This is a genomic window from Dickeya lacustris (genome assembly GCF_029635795.1).
Classification (GTDB): Bacteria; Pseudomonadota; Gammaproteobacteria; order Enterobacterales; family Enterobacteriaceae; genus Dickeya; species Dickeya lacustris.
The window spans coordinates 4,105,322-4,123,499 of the sequence record NZ_CP114280.1 but is presented as its reverse complement, the minus strand read 5'-3'; the positions used below and the strand labels follow the sequence as shown (position 1 = coordinate 4,123,499).

Sequence of the window (18,178 nt, the reverse complement as noted above, 5' to 3'; positions counted from 1 at the left end):
ATGCAGCCATGATACCTGAATGAAGGCCTATTGCGGGGTAATCAATAACGTAGAATTAGGGTTACTTTTCTTATAACGATGGTATTGCAATATTAGCGTTGCGAGATCTTCATCGACAGCATAAAAATAGGCTTCCGGCACATCCAGCACCGCCGCAAACCGGCAAACCAGACCAAAATCCGGTGAACTGACTTCCCTTTCATATTGGCTTACGCGGGAACTCGACGTCTCTTCATCCAGCCCAGCGAGACAACCGAGCTCGACCTGTTTTAACCCTGCATTCACTCGGGCCAATCTTAATCGTTTACCAATCACGGCATTACCTGCTTCGCAGATTAACATAAGCCGATTATCGCCGTTCCCGCCATGCCTCTCTTAAAGTGGTTCTTTACCCAGTAAATTTAAAATTTATTATTGGTTATTTTAAACTCAAAAATGAAGATTTAATTTATTGATAGTAGGAATAATTAAATTTAGAAGGGTAAACGCACAGGAATTGAACACCAGACGCATTAGGGCACCAACCTTACTGAGGTGTGATGAGCAGCATGGAGTTTGGGTTGGCTTTCTTGAAACGGTGATACTGTAAGATCAAGGTGGCGAGATCGTCATCGACGGCATAGAAATACGCTTCAGGAACATCCAGCACTGTAGCAAACCGAGAAACCAGCCCAAAATCTGGTGCACTGACTTCTCTTTCATATTGGCTCACGCGAGAGCTTGCCGTTTCCTCATCCAGACCAGCTAGGCAACCGAGCTCTGCCTGCTTTAATCCCTTGTTCACCCGGGCTAGTCTTAATCGCTTACCAATCACGGTGTTATCCACTGTACTGATCAACATAGACTGATTATCGCTTCTCTCTGCAAGCCCTTCTTAAAGCATTTCTTTCCTAAATAAATTTTATCTTTATTTTTGATTGTTTTTTCACCCATAATAAAGATATAGTTTACTGGAAGAAGTAAAGTTTTAATCCAAGAGGAGGAAGTATGAACATTGAACAACAGGAACAACGAATGGACTGGCATCCTGCCGATATCATTGCAGCCCTGCGCAAACGAAAGACGACGTTAGCAGCCGTATCACGTGAGGCAGGTCTTAGTTCATCAACGCTTGCAAATGCACTAAACCGACCCTGGCCGAAAGGTGAACGACTGATCGCCGACGCACTGGGCATTCCAGCGAGTGAAATCTGGCCGAATCGTTATTTCGATTCACAAGGGCAACGCATTCCGCGAGAAATTCGTCATAAAAACAATTAGATCACTTGCTGGGCTTAATCGCCAACAATCAGGGAATAACATTCTGGTCTCCACTCGATTCAACCATTCCGCATCATCAATTGGTTCGTTAATTACCTCGAACCAATTGATATGCCCTGAATCAGGATATTTTCATTCCTTTTTGATGTGGAGCTTTGGTCGTATTGCTCTGAATAAAACCAGCAACACACAGAATAAAAATCGACATTAGGAATGTTGACCCATCTGCTGATAGCGTCCCAGTTGGAACATTTTTGTGACCGCCAGCGAAAAGCGATTAATAACATCATCGTTATAATAACAACCTCTCATTAATCCTATTCCTCATTTTTAGAATCCTATCTATACGTCATGGCTGCATAAGGGAATGTTAGACACCTATGCATATATCATTTTCATATAAAGGAGATGAATCATGATAATGAAAAATAGGATGTTCAATACCAAAAGTGATGCATTTAACTGGATTACGATACCAGAAGCTATTGCAATAGCGACTCAGATAAGAAACTCACCGTTAACAGAAGCTGATATTTATCGCCATGCCTTATATGGTGACATCAACCTTTCGATCTACTTCCAATCTCCAGTCATCTTACGAAGAATCAAAACATCAAATGCTAAGGCAAAACTTAAGCCTATAGGCAATCATTTGATTAACCAGCTATGCATTCTCGAAAAAAACTGTTTCATCAATAACAGAAACTTAATCGTCACCACCGAGGGGAAATATACTTACCCCACTCAACAAGTGATTGATACAACGCTTATCGGCTATGAATATGTACTGGTTCAACGTTTATTAGCGAGATCTCTGGGTATTCCACTACCTGTAATCGGAGAAAATCACGTTAACTATGGTCTTACTGTCAATATCGGCGACGATCACTTTCAAATATTTGAGAAAATCAGGTATCGCGAAAGGATAAAACAGCAAATCATGAGACTCCCTAAAAATATCGCATCACATATTACTGAAAAAATCCTATACCAGAAAACAAGGCAGTATAGCCATAGAGAATATTTTCCGATTCATGATTTACCTAAGGATGCCTGTTTCGTCATAAAACATACCGAACTTGAGAAATTAATTAACATGCCCGCCCAAAACGATACCTCTCCCCCCTCCTCGACGCGAATATCCACTCCATTATCCAGACTGTTCTGGCTTGCCTGTAAAAACAATGAAGCTATCAGCCCATTAATCAGGCAACCTTATAAGCTTCTGTCCATCTTTGAACAATGGGCATCAGACGAAGGCATGACCGATCGATTCAGTGGCGATACGTTAAAAACGGCGCTTGAACGTGGTTCGCCGACGTCCGTTTAAGCACCCAATTAAAATGACATTACACGCTTCAATCTAAAAACCCGTATTAAGGATTGTGGTGTCCGTAATACGGGTTCTTCCACTTTCACTCCTTTCCTCACTGTGTTTTTTTGTCATCTCCGGGCATATCCCATTTCTGCACTGGAGGTATTTATGACAGCTCATCAGTTATTACGCCTGAAACAAGTGGAAGTAAAAACCGGTCTGAAACGCTCGCAAATCTACCTGTACATGAAAGAAGGTACGGTAATCCCCCCATTTTTAACCGGGCAGATAAGTAGAATCAGATAAGCGCTGAATATGCTGCATTGGTGTGAAGCCATTCAGTGCCATATTCGGTCGTTCGTGATTATAGAACCATTGCCATTGTGTGGCGTATTCCTGTAACTCACTCAGCGAATAAAACAGATAGTGCCCCAGCCAGTCATAACGCACTGTCCGGTTATAACGCTCAATATACGCATTCTGTTGTGGCTTCCCCGGCTGAATAAAATTGAGGATGATATTTTGTCGTTCAGCCCATACTATCAGAGTGTTACCTGCATATTCTGGTCCGTTGTCACATCGAATCGATGCCGGTTTCCCTTTCCATTCAATCAGTTGTTCGAGAGTTCTGACTACCCGACTGGCCGGAAGGGAAAAATCGACCTCTATTGCCAGGGCCTCGCGATTGAAATCATCAATAATATTCAGCAGACGAACGGAGCGACCATCTGACAACTGATCATGCATAAAATCCATTGACCAACTCTCGTTACTGCCAGTGGGGACCCTCAGTGGTTCCGGCTTTTCACGTTTCAACCGTTTTTTAGGTTTTATCCGCATATTCAGCGACAGTTCGCAGTAAATCCGGTAAATTCTCTTGTGGTTCCAGACAAAGCCTTTCACGTTGCGCAGATACAGGTAACACAGGCCGAAGCCCCAGTTTCGCTGGCTGTCCGTGATGCGCACCAGCCAGTCAGCAATCCGTTGATTTTCCTGACTCAGTAAGCGCCTGTATCGGTAGCAACATTCGCTGACGACAAAGAGCTGACAGGCCAGACGGATACTGATCCCCGGTGTTCAACTGCATGCAGAGCCATCTGCTTCCGGTCTGATGGCTTCACCACTTTTTTGCCATCGCTTCCTGAATAATTTCGGCCTTCAGACGCTCTTCAGCATACATTTTTTTTAGTCGGCGATTTTCTTCTTCAAGCTCTTTCAGTCGGCTCATCAGTGCAGCATCCATCCCGCCAAACTTTGAGCGCCATTTATAAAAACTGGCACTGCTGATGCCATGCTCCCGGCACAGTTCAGGAACCGGCGTACCCGCCTCAGCCTGTTTGAGAATGGTGATGATCTGACTGTCAGTAAAACGTGATCGTTTCATAGAAATCCCCCTGCATTCAGGTTAGGAGAAAATTCTACTTATGCATGCACTGGTTTTTCGGGGGGATTACCGTGGCAAAGAGGTTGAACTTCCGACTCTTAAGATTTTGATCAAAGATCAAATGATATCTTTCAGTTATCTTGATGAACTTGTCTCAAAAGGATGGGATGGTGTATTCCCTATTAAAGATTTATCCTATGTTTCAAATCCGGAAGATATTACTTTTTATGAACTAATAGATGGGCACCTTGGTTTGGACGCTGCCACTAAGGTTGCAGAAATTCTCTGTGATGCGAGTTACATGGTTCATATTCTTGAAGATACCAATAGCTTAGAATTAGTTAACTCAGACGGGTTTAAGAAGTCGCTCCAACGTGAGCGTGGGTCTATTAAAGCATTTCTAGATGGATGGCGCTTTCTAAACAGGCAAGGGATTAGTATAGGCAACATGATCTTTCGCCTTCTAACATCTGCGGGAGATATCCAACCCTTAAATCTGAATTTTGCTACCGTTACGCCACTACCACATGATATTAATGTCCTGATTGGTCCCAATGGTATTGGAAAATCACGAGCTTTAATTCAGATTGTCGATGACTGGCTTAGACAAGTCCCGGGTGAAAAAAACAAAACAGGTTTCGAAGAAGAACCTAACATTAATCAGATTGTTGTAATTTCTTACAGTCCATTTGAATTGTTCCCACTTGATAGTGAAGCAGCCGATAGAAAGAATGGTAATGAGCGAAAAGATCATGGCATTTATCGATACTTTGGCTTACGAACTTATGAAACAGGAAAGGATTCTAACGGAAAAGAATATAAAAAAATCCGTTTATCTCGACAATCGCCTCATCTTAATGCTGCTTATTCCTTGATATCATGTCTTGAAGATGATCGTAAATACGGTGCAATTAAGACTTGGTCCAATAAGATTATGACCCTTTATTCTGTACTCAAAATCGCAATTGATTTTGATGATATCGCCATTGGTGTTGCTGGTTTCAAAGATGAAGCTCAACTATTTGCAGATGGTACATGGCTACTGGAGGATTCATACATCAAAGTCGATGAGATAATTGATGGCAATGAGCAACCAGATGCATATATTCCGATTCGTCCATCCCGTATGGATGAACCTGATACAAAAAAATTACGTGAGTATCTCCACGCCCGTACCGGAATTGTTTTCCTTAAGGGAGGTTCACCTATTGAATTGAGTTCAGGTCAGCGACTGTTTTCCTACATGGTTACGAATATTTTAGGAGCAATGCGCCGAAACAGTCTCATATTAATTGATGAACCTGAACTATTCCTACACCCGACGCTTGAAATTGCATTCATCCAAATGTTGAAGAAAATCCTTAGTAACTATAGTTCCAAGGCCTTGCTGGCCACACATTCATTAGTAACTGTGCGTGAACTGCCCCGACACTGTGTACATGTTTTTGAACGCACTAATGATGGTCTATTTATCAACCATCCCCCTTTTGAAACTTTTGGTGGAGATATACAACGGATTTCGTCTTATGTTTTCGGCGATAAATCTGTTTCTAAACCATTCGAGGCGTGGCTACTAGAAAAGTTGGAAGAGTACGGGTCTGCAAAAAAACTTATTGAAGCCTTAGGTAACAACATCAACGAAGAGATGTTGATTCAGATCCATGCAATGGCGGAGGATAAGTGGTGATACACCTTAACTACCCTCGTTTAGAGCTGAATGATCTTGAGTTACTTGAGCGCATTGTTGAAGAGCGCCAGAGAGGAAAGCATCAAGCTTATTTTAACCGGATCAAAGAAGCATGGAGAATGCGGGTCCTTAAATATATTGAAATTGGTGGCAATTCAGAGTTTATTGAAGTTTGGGAAGAGATGAGTGATCCATCAGTTCATGGGCGATTCAAAAACCTATATCTATCCCCAGGGGAGCAATCTGTTCAGAAACCCCTTCTGGAAAATTTGCGAAATCGAGAGTTAGATTATTGCCCGGCATGCGGCGAAGATGGAACTCCTAATACTCTTGATCATTATTTGCCAAAGGATATTTTCCCTGAATTTTCAGTCACATTAGTAAATCTTTTCCCAATGTGTGATATTTGCCAGGGTGCTAAGGGCGTTAAGATAAATGATGATGAAGGTAACCGATTTTTTATTCACCCTTACTTTGATGATTTTATAGAACAACAAGTGCTAGTTTTGGATATTCATGAACCATTTAATGCACCTACTTCAATTGAACTTTATCCACACCCTGATATTGACAGAGAGTTGCAGAAATTAATTTCGAGACACATAACGGAATTAGAAATACCTGCACGCTACAATCGTTATTTTAAAAGTAATTATTTACGATTACTGCGTCTCGTAGGGAAAATACGCCGTAAAGGTTTGAATGTAAGAGAGCAGTTGGAGAATTTTCGTGATATGGCTCTTGAAAAGTCAATTAACTCTTGGGGATATATTTTCTATGACGGCGTGCTACGTAATGAAAATCTAATGGAATATTTATCCAATGAGGTATTACCTATGGTGTGAGTTGTATTATATTTTATAAAACAAAATTCAAGATATTCATCACGATTAAGTAGCTCAATTGTTGGAACGTCTGCTTTAGGTACAGGGCGGACGTTCTGACTGTGCAGAAGCTCCGTTGTGAGCGAAAATATGACGTTGCGATAATATCTACCAAATGCGGAAAGAGCTGTTCATGAAAATGTATAGTATTTTTTACAAATTCAAATCTACATCATCAGGATGCTTTATTGGATTTTTGTTTCTAATATCAATAATTAATTTGGCTAACTCATTATAGGTTTCAGGTATCTGAGATACTGAAAGCATCATGTTTTCAGCTAATTTTATTTTATTTATAGAATTAGGAGACCCACCATTGGAAGAAATGAATTGTGCTAATTGAGCTAACCATGGCTGAGTTGGATTAAATTTTTTTTCAAAGTCATTACGTTTTGATAAAAAAGAACTAGCTATAACATTTTGCTGAAAGCAAGCTTCTATAAAGCAATCTTTAGGAAAGCTTTCTTCAAATGTTCCGCCTAAAGATCCATCATTATAAGAAACTACAGGGCTAAATGGTATTTTAAAGTATGTGATCAATGGGCTATTTATTTTCTTTATTATTTTTCCTTCATGATCATCATCATACGTTACTATTATTGGTCGATCATGGCTCAATGTTTTATGTAGAAGTCTTATCGCGTGTTTTAAGTTACCAATCCCATTGTAATTTGCAATTACAATACCAAACTTATCGAAATCTATACCACAGTCTTCAAGTAAGGGTTGAAAAGCAAGTTCTTCAGACTCACCTTCGACAAAGATGTAAATACATTGTTTTTTTGCTTCATTCTTCATTACTTTTTCGAAGAGAAGCTCATTTAACATTTCTTCGTATTGGATGTCCTCCATTGTTGTTCCCACTAACTGACACCTCTAAGAGTTAACTCCACAAGCTATTGATAACCGAAAATACTGCGGGAAATTTATCCTACAGAGCCTAAACATTACCATGCCTTTAATTAATTAACATCTGAAATGATCATCAGCCCCAAAGCGTTCTCAACGTCCGCTTTTGGCACGGAGCGGACAGAGAGTAAAATCACCAAGCATCTTGAACAGCGTCGTCTGATGATGCAATGGTGGGCTAATTTTCCGGATGCTAACAGCAGCGGTCTGGTTAGGCTGTTTGACAGTATCAGAACGGTGGCAAGGAACGGTATTCCGGTTCCGTTTGACGACAGATGTTTCTGTTCCTCACTATCGACGAACTGGAATAGGCTCCCGTCAGCCACGATTAAAGGCATGCCTGTTTAACAGCATAGAAAGAAACGTCAGAACCCGTCAATAAGGAAGTCTATTGCAGCCTTTACCTGAGAACGGTACTGCAAAGCATCACAAAACACCGTCCCCAGGGCCTGGACAGGGATACTTGCCAGCTCGTGGGTCATTACCGCGTATTCTTTGCCGTCCGTCAGCCTGACGACGGGGACAAGGCGATCCGGTCGGCGGCCTGCCGGATACTTTTCAATAGGGAGCAATGGGATCACTATCCGACGATTCAATTGCCCAATAATATCGCTCGTGACATCGAGCAGCAGCGGGTAAATGGCGCTTTTCCCAGTATTACCGTATACGGTGAATTGCATGGTTAAAACGTCCTGTATTCATCACTGAAACAGCCGTTTTCATCATGAAAACGATTTAATGCGTCGATAGCCTCCCTGTTCTCTTCCTGCCATTTTTTCGCTTCATGACGGCGAAGCTCTGCATCCAGGGCGGTTGACAGGGTAGCACTCAGATTAATACCCGCCTCACGCGCTCTTACCAGTAAGCCACGCTCCACCGTCATGGTCACGCTCTGCGTGTTGCGTTGTTTCGCGGTCATGGTTTCTCTCCTACATGAATACGTGCGTGTTACACGGCATAATACACTTATCATAACACCAAAAACAGGCTCTGCTATCGTTGCAGTCCTGCAAACTTCACAGTCAGCCGTCATACCTGAGCCGTCGTTTACAGCAATCACCGATGTACAAACTCCGTTTGCGGGATGCGCGGGCTCTTTGCCGCCCGCACCCGCAGCCTGCGAATTTTCCGGGCATCGAATGCCCAGAAAATTCGCAGGGAAATTTAAACATCTCTCACCTTCCCTGCCCCGCAATAAGCTTAAAGCCGCACTCCTTTGCGGCTTATCATCTCCGACTCAAATCTTATCCATCAGATAACGATGCGCTTTTGAGGCGGCGCTGGCCGCTTTGAAAACATAGCGCTTATCGTTTTTCAGCGCCTGGAGCCATGAGGCAATATAGCTTTCATGCTGCACCTCTCCAACAATCCCCAAATCCGCCATCAGAAAAGCACTTCCCAGCTCAGCCACTAATTCCTCCTCCGCATAATCTGCACTGCCAAATTTCCCTTTCATTTCACGGTTAAGTCGTTTTTTACCACCGCTCCAGTGAACCAGCTCATGCAAGCCAGTAGCGTAGAAATTAGCTGCATCTGAAAACAGATGGCGCTCCGGTAGCCAGACTTCATCAGTTGAGGGCCTGAAAAAGGCGTTTTGTCCTTTCTCAATGATGTTTGCGCCGCTCTTCTGGAACAGATTTTCAGCCTCCGGCAACGGGTCAAAGGTTGCTTCAGGGCTGACTGTTTCAGTTGTCAGTGGAAGGCCATCAATTTGTTCAACATTAAACACATTGAAGGTTTTCAGCATCGGGATCTGGTCGATTTCGCCGTCTTCGTTTTCCTTCTCTAAGGTTGTATAGAAAATGGCTGTCGTGCCGTGCTCGCCTTTGCGAACCTGCCCACCTACTGCCTGCGCCTGTTTGTAGGTCATCCAACGTGAATCACCGAAGCCCTGTTCTGATGCACTGCACCACAACAGCATGATATTCATTCCGCTATACGAGATACCGGTTGCGAAGTTGGAAGGCAACCCAGACATGCCCGGCACTCGTTGCCACGGGCAAGACCACGGTTTTACACCAGCTTCAAGCGCGGTAATGATGCTGTCGGTGACGGTCTGGTAAATATCGGTTTTAGTTTTGGAAAATTTCGTTTTTGAGGAGCCTGACTGCTCCAGCGGGGATACGCTGGTCGCCGCTGCGGTGTTAGGGGCGCTAGTCTGGGTATGCAGGGAAGTCGTCATGTTTTTTCTCCGTCAGTGGTGTGAATTTCGTCTTCGTATCGCCTGACGGTTCGCTTTCCCGGCATCGTTCCGGCACGCAAGGGCGCAAAATGCGTGCCATTTACCCTTGCGGGACGGGTTGTGCTGGGAAACGATTAACCGGAAGCCGATACGGGAACGAAAAAGAACACGGGAGAAAAAACTGACCCAGCATAGTCGGGCGTAGCGCCCCTTAGGCCGCAGCGGTGAAATGGGTTTGGGTTTGGGTTTGGGTTTGGGTTTGGGTTTGGGTTTGGGGTTTGGGGTTTGGGCGAATGATTTTAGGCCGTGTCCCTTAACTTAACAACCGCTTCAAAAATAACCTGATCGCTCCCAGTTTTAGCATACTCAGGTAGTTTCTGGCGGTTTTTTCCGAGCGGGTGGCAATACGGCGATTTTCTTTGAGTATCGCAAAGCAACGCTCCACGACATTGCGTTTTTTGTACAGGCGCGTGTCGAGGGGACGACGTCCGTCCCGACTGGCCTTCTCATTCGATTTAAACGGAATAACCGCTTTTATTCCTTTCATTTTCAAATGAATGCGAAGGTTTTTACCTGAATAACCCTTATCCGCCAGCACCGCTTTCGGACGTGATTTCAGGTGCCCGCCTTTTCGGATAATCCAGACCCGGTTGAGCAACGTTTCCGCGTATCGGCTTTCGTGGGCCTGTCCACCGCTCAGGCAAAAACTCAGCGGTAATCCTGTGCCATCTGTCGCCAGATGGATTTTGGTGCCAAAGCCGCCGCGAGAGCGACCCAGCCCATGGTCCTCGCATTCATCGGGATGTTTTTTTTCGCACCAGCGGCCGCTTTCAGGGCGCGAACGTTACTGCCATCCAGCGCGATAACATCCCAGTCAATCAGCGCTTTTTCATCCAGAATCTGGAGTAATTTATTGAAAATGCTGTTCATTATTCCGGCTTTAGACCACCGATTGAAGCGGTTGTAAATGGTTTTCCATTGACCATAACGCTCAGGTAAATCCCGCCACGGCGCGCCAGAGCAAAGCACCCAAAATATGCCATTCATGACATGTCTGTGCGCAAAGTAAGGACGCCCGCCTCGGGAAGAGCCTCTTTCAGGCGGCAGCATGGGAGAAATCAGCGCCCAAGCGTCATCGGGAAAATCATAACGAGCCAAATTAAAGCACTTCTTGTGATGAAATCATGTCCCTGATTGTACAAAAAACAGTTACGGGACACACCCTAGTTCTTCGTGATAAACGTAGATAAATGGTCATCCGTGCCGATTAAGACGGGAGCGTTTACGCCGCTCAGCTCTATTTCACATCAACTCCATCGTGCAGATAGTCACTTAAAATGTAAGGGGTTATAATCAAGAAGGCCTATCTGAATCTAAGGACAATTTCAATGTCAGACAGCTTGCTTGTTCGAGCCAGTAGGGATGGAGATCAATTTCACTATCTTTGGGCTGCCCGCCGAGCCCTCCGATTGTTAGACCCTAAAGCGTCTTTAACTGCAATTACCATTGAAGGTGCTTCGACAGCGGAAATGGGATCACAACCATCGGTGGAGGAAGGCGAAGAGATCATTGATATTGCCGAATACTATGGCAGTAATGAGTTCGAGCAAGCTACTACTGTCAGATATATGCAATTGAAGCATTCAACATTACATGCTGAAACTGCATGGCCCCCCAGCGGATTACAGAAAACGATAGAAGGATTCGCTAAACGGTATAAAGAACTTTTGCAGCGATTTCCTGCTGAATCCTTGCATACTAAGCTTGAATTATGGTTTGTCACTAACCGCCCTGTCAGTACGAGTTTCAGTGAAGCAATTACAGATATGGCAAATCAACGCCCTCCTCGCCATCCAGACGACCTTGCTAAACTAAAAAAATTCACAGGTCTGGAAGATCAAAGGTTGGTGTCCTTTTGCCAAATGCTTCACATTGAAGAACGACAGGATGGTTACTGGGAACAGCGAAATATTCTCCTGAGAGAATCTAACGGATATCTCCCTGACCTTGACACCCAAGCCCCGCTGAATCTAAAAGAACTTATTACCCGGAAGGCGCTATCAGAAAGTGCATCAGATCCAGCGATTACCAGAATGGATGTTTTACGTGCGTTAGGGGTAGACGAAACAGATCTGTTCCCCGCACCTTGCCTGATAGAGAAAATTGAAAATGTGATACCTCGAATACAAGAGATTTCACTAGTCAAAAATATTGTTGAGTCTATGGACTCACCTATCATCGTTCATGCCGACGCAGGTGTCGGCAAATCAATTTTCTCAACCCGCATTCATCAACACCTGCCTGAGGGGTCAGTCAGTATTCTGTATGACTGCTTTGGTAATGGACAATATCGTAATGCTTCGGCCTATCGTCATCACCACCGAACCGCGTTAGTGCAGATTGCCAATGAGATAGCCTCACATGGCCTATGCCATCCTTTAATTCCGAACGCCAGTACTGACATTTCTCACTATATGCGTGCATTTATGCATCGTATTTCTCAGGGAATTTCCACGCTTCGAGCGTCACATCCTGAGGCAATATTGTGCATTATTGTTGATGCCGCAGATAATGCACAAATGGCTGCAGACGAAATCAACGAGTCACGTTCATTTATAAGAGATCTACTCAGAGAGAATATTCCCGCAGGAGTTTGTCTTGTTGCACTATGCAGACCACATAGGCAGAGCCTGCTTGATCCACGCACCGGCACGCCCAGCCTGACGTTACAACCTTTCGACCGTAACGAAACTGCCGCACACCTGCGTGGAATATTCCCGGATGCAAATGAGCAGGATGTGGATGAATTCCATAGACTGAGCTCTCATAACCCCAGAGTTCAGGCATTGTCACTTTCGCGACGTTTATCACTGCCAGAAACATTGAGATTATTAGGTCCTAATCCCAAAACGGTGGAAAATACTATCGGAGAAGTACTCGAAGCCGCCATCGGCCAGTTGAAAGATGCTACTGGGCATACAGAACGTACGCAGATCGATTTTATTTGTGCAGCACTGGCGGTACTTCGCCCACTCATTCCCATCTCTATTTTGTCTGCCATCGCCGAAATTGATGAATCCGCAATAAAAAGTTTTGCGTTGGATCTTGGGCGGCCGTTGATCGTCAATGGGGATACTATCCAGTTCTTTGATGAACCCGCTGAAACTTGGTTTCAGGAACGATATCGCCCTAAAGAAAAAGAGCTTCGTCAGTTTATTGCCCGACTGACGCCGTTAACAAAAAACAGTGCCTATGCTGCGTCAGTATTACCACCGTTAATGCTTGAGGCTGGGCAATTTTCGGAACTCGTCACTCTGGCAATGACATCACAAGGGTTGCCAGAAACGAGTCCTATCGAACGTCGTGATGTTGAATTTCAAAGACTGCAGTTTGCCCTGAAAGCAGCGTTACGCCTTGAGAAATATCAGGATGCTGCAAAACTTGCGCTCAAAGCAGGTGGAGAAAGTGCTGGCGACAGCAGGCAGCGAAAATTATTGCAGGATAATCTAGATCTGACCGCAAAATTTATGGACAGCCACAGTGTCCAGGAGCTTATCTCACGCCGTGCCTTCTCTGATACTGGTTGGGTTGGGTCACAAAACGTCTATAACTCTGCACTTTTATCGGAATTTCCTGAGCTCTCTGGTGACGCCCGTAGCCGACTGCGTATCGCTTTGGAATGGTTAGATAATTGGAGTTCACTAAATGATGCTGAACGCAGCAGAGAAAACGTAACCGCTCAGGATAGAGCGGTTATGGCGATCGCCTATCTTAATATTCATGGGGCAGATGAAGCAGCAAGAAGCCTTCGCCAATGGCGACCTCGAGAATTATCTTTCGATGCTGGCATAATCATTGCTAAACAATTACTGGATCACGGCCGTTATACTGACCTGAACCAGTTAGCGATTGCGGCAGGAAATGATCTTGGATTAATTTTGGCGATTGTGCTGATTGCTAGAAAATTCCATTATCAATTACCTGAGCAATCTATTAAGAGAGGCTACCGTTTATTGGCTAGTTCTCATCTTCACATTAAAATCAGATACTCGTATGATAATCAAACAATAGCGGCAATAACGAACATAACTGAAATGGCGTTGCAGCTTAATATTTGTAATGCTGAAGAAGCTGTAACTCTTTTAAACCGCTATCTACCCCAATCCCCTCCTAATACCCTGTCCTCTGAGTACAGTAAAGAACGTGTGCAATATATACGAATGTATGCACTGCGCGCTGTATTAAGCAATTCACTATTAAGCTTGAACGATATTGCATCTGATAAGATCATTGAAGAAATTAATGCTGAAAAAAAGTATAGTGAATCACAGGAGCTTCGCGAACTAAAGCAACATAGTGGTGTGTTAATTCCTTGGTATAACTTATGGGCTAAAGCTTTTTTAGGGAAAGTACCCAAGGCTGAGTTAGAGAATCAACTCGCTGATGCAAAAAAGTTATCAGCAGAAATAAAAGGTTATTCATACTCGGAACATTCCTCTAGCAGTGATGAAATAGTTAATATCTGGTTCGATATTTTATCTGAAGTCGGAAATATTAGCTGTACTGATATCGAAGAAATCATTGCATGGTATCAGCATAAAGACAATCGGGTCTTTACACCGACATTGCACAGATTTTCCCGTCTTTGCTCGCAGATAATTGGGCTTGAAAAATTTTCATTTATCTTCACGCAACAGGCACTATCTTTGTGGAAGGATGACCACACTGACGCACAAACCAAGGCTGAGAACTATATCGATATAGCTAGATCGCTTATTTTACTCGATAAGTCAGAAGCTCAAGAATATTTTAACCTCGCTATTGAGGTCACCAATAAACTCGGTGATGAAAATCTGGAACGATGGGGAGCATTACTTGATCTGGCAGAATACATTGCCGACAAAAACATAGCATCACCAGAAATTGCCTATAAATTTTCACGCTGTGCCGAAGTCACTCGAGAATATGTTGATCGTGATAAACATTTTGCATGGAATGATACGATCAAAGCGTTGTCTGAATTATGCCCATCTTCCACTCTGGCCATCATTAGCCGTTGGCGAGATCGTACGTTTGGTGATCACCGAAATATACTGGCGCTAACGATAGAACAACTAGTAAAGAAAAATAAAATCAATCCACTTGATGCAATAGCATTAATCCCTTTCCGGGAAGCGTGGGACGAAGATAAGTTGTTGATGGCTGCTTTGCCTTTATGTAAAAATGATCAGGACAGACAAACGCTTTTTCAATGGATTTATAATTACATCCAGTTCACCTCACCTCGTTCAGAAAAATTAGCACGAATTAAAACCATTGCTTTATCCATCGGAATAGATCCCACTGTTCTTAATATATACATTTCAGATGAAGATCAGTCCAGATCAGATTTGGAATCAACAAGCGACCACGCCACCGAAATTGACGAAAAAGCTAAAGCAGCATGGCAAAGAGTTTTTAACATGTGTGATTTATCCACATCGGAAGGGATTTCTATCGCATACCAAAACTTCCGTCATGAACCTGATCTCTATTCAACCGAGTTATTTATTCAAGAGGCGATAACTCGTATTAGTTTTGGCAAAGAAAAAGACTTTATTAACGCTTTTGGTAACTTATCTGAGATCAGCCTTTATAGCTTCGGGACTTTTCTTGAATCCATCCCTGAGGAATGGACAACCCGGTTAAGCATAAAAACAGCTATTGCTTCAGTAACCAAAAGTTACTGCCAGCGGTTCGGCATGCTTATTAGAAAGCATCGCTACTACGAAGTGTTCCCTTTTAAGGTTGCCAGCGAACTTTCCGGGCTCAATGAAGATGAGTTAATCAGTATTGTTCTAAATGCGACATCTGAATCACCAGAACCATCAGATTCACGACAGTTGTTTAGCCTTGTCGGGCTATTGGTTAATAGATTGACCCCAGAAGAAGCATTAAATGTTCTGTCTTATGGACTGGACTTATTCAATGAAGTATTGAAAGAGGAAGATGGTGATGGCCCATGGGGACCTACATTAGTTCCCCCAACTCAGATAGAGGATTCTCTTGCGGGGTATATATGGGCCAGGCTAGCGTCGCCAGAATCAACCGTTCGCTGGGAAGCCGCCCATGCAGTTCTTATGCTTTGTCGACTAGAACGTTCCGAAGTGCTTCAAGGAATATTTCAACATGCAGAAAATTACTCGACGCAGCCTTTTTGCGATCGTAATCTTCCCTTCTATACCCTTCACGCTCAATTATGGTTATTAATTGCTGTTGCACGTGCCGCACAAGATGACGGAAAAGCATTGATACCCTACACCGATTATTTTTATCGCTATGCCAAAAGTGAACAGCCACATGTATTAATCCGTCTTTTTGCCGCCAGAACCCTGCTCGCACTTAGTGAAGCCAGGTTGATATCTATAACCAATCAAGAAAGGGACAAACTTTGCAACATAAACCAGTCAACATATGACCCTACAGTGAGCCAATCTGAAAGCCTAATAGGCGAAGATTCGTACACTTTTGGTATCGATTTTGGCCCATATTGGCTGAAACCTTTAGGCCGCTGTTTTGGAGTATCTCAAAAACAGCTTGAACCTGAAATGTTACGTATTATTCGCAATGACTTTGGTTTCAAAGGAAGCCGTAACTGGAAAGAAGATGAGCGTAATAAACGACGCTACTATCAAGACAGAGATAATCATCACAGCCATGGCTCCTATCCACGTGTTGATGATTACCACTTTTATCTCCACTATCATGCAATGTTCATGTGCGCTGGAAAGCTACTAGCGACTAAACCTCTGGTTGATCGTCGTTACGACGAAGTAGAAGATGTTTTTCAGGATTGGCTCAAAAGACATGATATTTCACGCCGCGATGGCCGTTGGCTCGCTGATCGGCGAGATCCGCAACCCGAGATCAGACCAAGCTGGATTAATGATACTTCTGGTAATCTCAATGAATGGCTGGGATCAATTTCAGAAAACATTTTTGACAAAGCATTAAGTCCCGCAGCTGGATTGCTAACCGTATGGGGGCACTGGTCAGAGAACCGTACGGATCGAAGAGAATCAGTTTCCGTTTATACGGCCTTAGTTTCACCTGAAAGATCATTCTCTTTACTCCGGGCACTACAAACTGCCGAAAATGTATATGACTATAAAATTCCCAGTGCTGGTGAGGATATGGAAATTGATCATATGTCCTATCAATTAAAGGGATGGATTAAAGACATCAGTGAATATAAAGGCATTGATAAACACGACCCATGGGCTGGTGATGTAACATTCCCGTTACCTAAGCCAGCGCCGTTTATCGTTGAAGCCATGAAATTAACTACAGATAAAGACCAGCGAGTATGGCATACCACTCATAGCACCGAACCAGAAATGATCTCCAGTATCTGGGGTAACCTAGCAGAAAAAAATGAAGACGAAAAACCAAGTGGTCACAAACTTTGCGCCTCGGTGGATTTTATCAAAAACGTGTTAGCTACATTAAACATGGATCTCATTATAGAGGTTGATGTAAATCGCTACTCGCGGAGCGACAGATATGGGCGGAGTAATGAAAATGAGCTCGAGAATATCCCCTCAAGTACCAGAATCTTCCTCGTTAAACATGACGGAATCTTCCGAACGCTACACGGCAATTATACAACTGGGGAAAAAGCTGGTTGAAGAACTTGAGTTAAACAATTCTGCTGATACGTTAGGCCGTTGGATGGCTCACCATATTGCAGAACTGATTTACGACGCAGAAAATACCACGAATGAAACTGTGCGCATCGCGAAACAGTTGGAGATCAGGGGCTCAGTTTGGGCCTTCTGGGCTAACCGCTACGAATTACCATTTGGCAATAAGCCATTTAAAGAGCTAGAACCCATCCTAAGGGCTTTAGAAAGTCTTGATCCTGAAAACCAACAGCCGAGATACTTCTTTCCCCACCCAGGGCTAACGAATAGAGAAAAGGAATCTACGGAAACTCAGAAATGGTTAAAAGTGGCCGAAAATATCGATTCGTCTTCAAAAATCCTGATTGATTATTGCCTCTCTTTAGCCGCAGAAAATTCTATTGATAAATCTCAAGAATGGGTGGAACTGGCACAAAAAGCTGGATTAGACGACGACATTGATCTAATTGAATTTCGTATTTTTCAATTACGTGGGAACCCAGCAAACACAACTCATCCCAGCAGTGCGCAACGGCGAGTTCTGGAAAAACGACAAAAAAATCTTGCCGCATTTCTTTCATTGGCCACTCAGTTAGACGAACAACTCAAATCACAACTTGAGGCCCTACCAGCAATTGAAGATGAGCAAACAGAGGATGATACAATCCTATGACATTACTCACTTTAATAATTAGTACGGTTTAGTAAGGCAACAATTTAACAACCTTACTTTTTATCTTTTCTGGTCGCTGAATTAGGCTTTGGGGGATCATGAAACGCTGATTGACGGAATACAAAAGTGCTCAACCTCATGAATTCCTGAATAGTCCGATACTGAAATAGTACCGGCTAATGACTGAGAAAATGGAAATATCAAAAAAATGCATTGAACTAAA

General features: G+C 43.4%; 13 protein-coding genes and 3 pseudogenes. 8 read left to right on the top strand and 8 right to left on the bottom strand.

Annotated features, from left to right (window positions below; genetic code table 11):
- Positions 1–27: 27 nt before the first annotated feature.
- Together O1Q98_RS18715 and O1Q98_RS18710 are read right to left on the bottom strand one after the other, a co-directional pair.
- The gene (locus tag O1Q98_RS18715) at positions 28–342 is read right to left on the bottom strand and encodes a helix-turn-helix domain-containing protein (RefSeq protein ID WP_025918867.1); all 315 of its coding nucleotides are present in this window, start codon (positions 340–342) and stop codon (positions 28–30) included.
- Positions 343–526: 184 nt separating this feature from the next.
- Positions 527–841, bottom strand: a complete 315-nt coding sequence (locus tag O1Q98_RS18710; protein WP_125259813.1) for a helix-turn-helix domain-containing protein — start codon at positions 839–841, stop codon at positions 527–529.
- A 146-nt stretch (positions 842–987) separates the two neighbouring features.
- Here O1Q98_RS18710 and O1Q98_RS18705 point away from each other — a divergent pair, with 146 nt between their 5' ends.
- From O1Q98_RS18705 to O1Q98_RS18695, 3 genes and pseudogenes are all read left to right on the top strand, one after another.
- Positions 988–1,260 (top strand): helix-turn-helix domain-containing protein, encoded by a 273-nt coding sequence (locus O1Q98_RS18705; RefSeq protein WP_014699383.1) that lies wholly within the window; start codon positions 988–990, stop codon positions 1,258–1,260.
- Positions 1,261–1,675: 415 nt separating this feature from the next.
- Positions 1,676–2,590: a hypothetical protein gene (locus tag O1Q98_RS18700; protein ID WP_125259814.1), complete on the top strand. Its 915-nt coding sequence runs from the start codon at positions 1,676–1,678 to the stop codon at positions 2,588–2,590.
- Positions 2,591–2,743: 153 nt separating this feature from the next.
- Positions 2,744–2,836 (top strand): annotated as a pseudogene (locus tag O1Q98_RS18695) (AlpA family phage regulatory protein); the annotation flags it as partial.
- Positions 2,837–2,851: 15 nt separating this feature from the next.
- On the opposite strand, the pseudogene O1Q98_RS18690 reads toward O1Q98_RS18695, so the two are convergent.
- Positions 2,852–3,959, bottom strand: a pseudogene (locus O1Q98_RS18690) (IS3-like element ISKpn20 family transposase).
- Between the two features lie 40 nt (positions 3,960–3,999).
- On the opposite strand from O1Q98_RS18690, the gene O1Q98_RS18685 reads away from it, so the two are divergent.
- Positions 4,000–5,646 (top strand): AAA family ATPase, encoded by a 1,647-nt coding sequence (locus tag O1Q98_RS18685; protein WP_125260003.1) that lies wholly within the window; start codon positions 4,000–4,002, stop codon positions 5,644–5,646.
- Positions 5,640–6,491, top strand: coding sequence for a hypothetical protein (locus O1Q98_RS18680; RefSeq protein ID WP_205744273.1), 852 nt, complete (start codon positions 5,640–5,642; stop codon positions 6,489–6,491). Before O1Q98_RS18685 ends, O1Q98_RS18680 begins: the two co-directional genes overlap by 7 nt.
- A gap of 192 nt (positions 6,492–6,683) precedes the next feature.
- On the opposite strand, the gene O1Q98_RS18675 is transcribed toward O1Q98_RS18680, so the two are convergent.
- Complete coding sequence (locus O1Q98_RS18675) at positions 6,684–7,394, bottom strand: TOPRIM nucleotidyl transferase/hydrolase domain-containing protein (protein ID WP_240632785.1); 711 nt, start codon at positions 7,392–7,394, stop codon at positions 6,684–6,686.
- 183 nt (positions 7,395–7,577) lie between these two features.
- Between O1Q98_RS18675 and O1Q98_RS19830 the strand changes: the two are divergent.
- A pseudogene (locus tag O1Q98_RS19830) lies at positions 7,578–7,664 on the top strand (mobilization protein mobC); the annotation flags it as partial.
- Between the two features lie 140 nt (positions 7,665–7,804).
- Here O1Q98_RS19830 and O1Q98_RS18670 read toward each other — a convergent pair.
- The 4 genes from O1Q98_RS18670 to O1Q98_RS18655 all read right to left on the bottom strand — a co-directional run bounded on the left by O1Q98_RS18670 (position 7,805) and on the right by O1Q98_RS18655 (position 10,779).
- Positions 7,805–8,119, bottom strand: coding sequence for a CcdB family protein (locus tag O1Q98_RS18670; RefSeq protein ID WP_125260002.1), 315 nt, complete (start codon positions 8,117–8,119; stop codon positions 7,805–7,807).
- Between the two features lie 2 nt (positions 8,120–8,121).
- Positions 8,122–8,358 (bottom strand): type II toxin-antitoxin system CcdA family antitoxin, encoded by a 237-nt coding sequence (locus O1Q98_RS18665; protein WP_125260001.1) that lies wholly within the window; start codon positions 8,356–8,358, stop codon positions 8,122–8,124.
- A 318-nt stretch (positions 8,359–8,676) separates the two neighbouring features.
- A complete protein-coding gene (locus O1Q98_RS18660) occupies positions 8,677–9,621 on the bottom strand; it encodes an ArdC family protein (RefSeq protein ID WP_125260000.1) in 945 nt (314 codons plus the stop codon).
- Between the two features lie 313 nt (positions 9,622–9,934).
- A protein-coding gene (locus O1Q98_RS18655) for an IS5 family transposase (RefSeq protein ID WP_278142462.1) occupies positions 9,935–10,779 on the bottom strand; the annotation gives its coding sequence in 2 pieces (ribosomal slippage) (positions 9,935–10,434 and positions 10,434–10,779; 846 coding nt in all).
- 230 nt (positions 10,780–11,009) lie between these two features.
- Between O1Q98_RS18655 and avs3a the strand changes: the two genes are divergently transcribed.
- Together avs3a and avs3b are read left to right on the top strand one after the other, a co-directional pair.
- Positions 11,010–17,288: an AVAST type 3 anti-phage nuclease/ATPase Avs3a gene (gene avs3a, locus O1Q98_RS18650; protein WP_125261322.1), complete on the top strand. Its 6,279-nt coding sequence runs from the start codon at positions 11,010–11,012 to the stop codon at positions 17,286–17,288.
- The gene (avs3b, locus tag O1Q98_RS18645) at positions 17,230–17,955 is read left to right on the top strand and encodes an AVAST type 3 anti-phage protein Avs3b (protein WP_125261323.1); all 726 of its coding nucleotides are present in this window, start codon (positions 17,230–17,232) and stop codon (positions 17,953–17,955) included. Before avs3a ends, avs3b begins: the two co-directional genes overlap by 59 nt.
- The last annotated feature ends 223 nt before the right edge of the window (positions 17,956–18,178 follow it).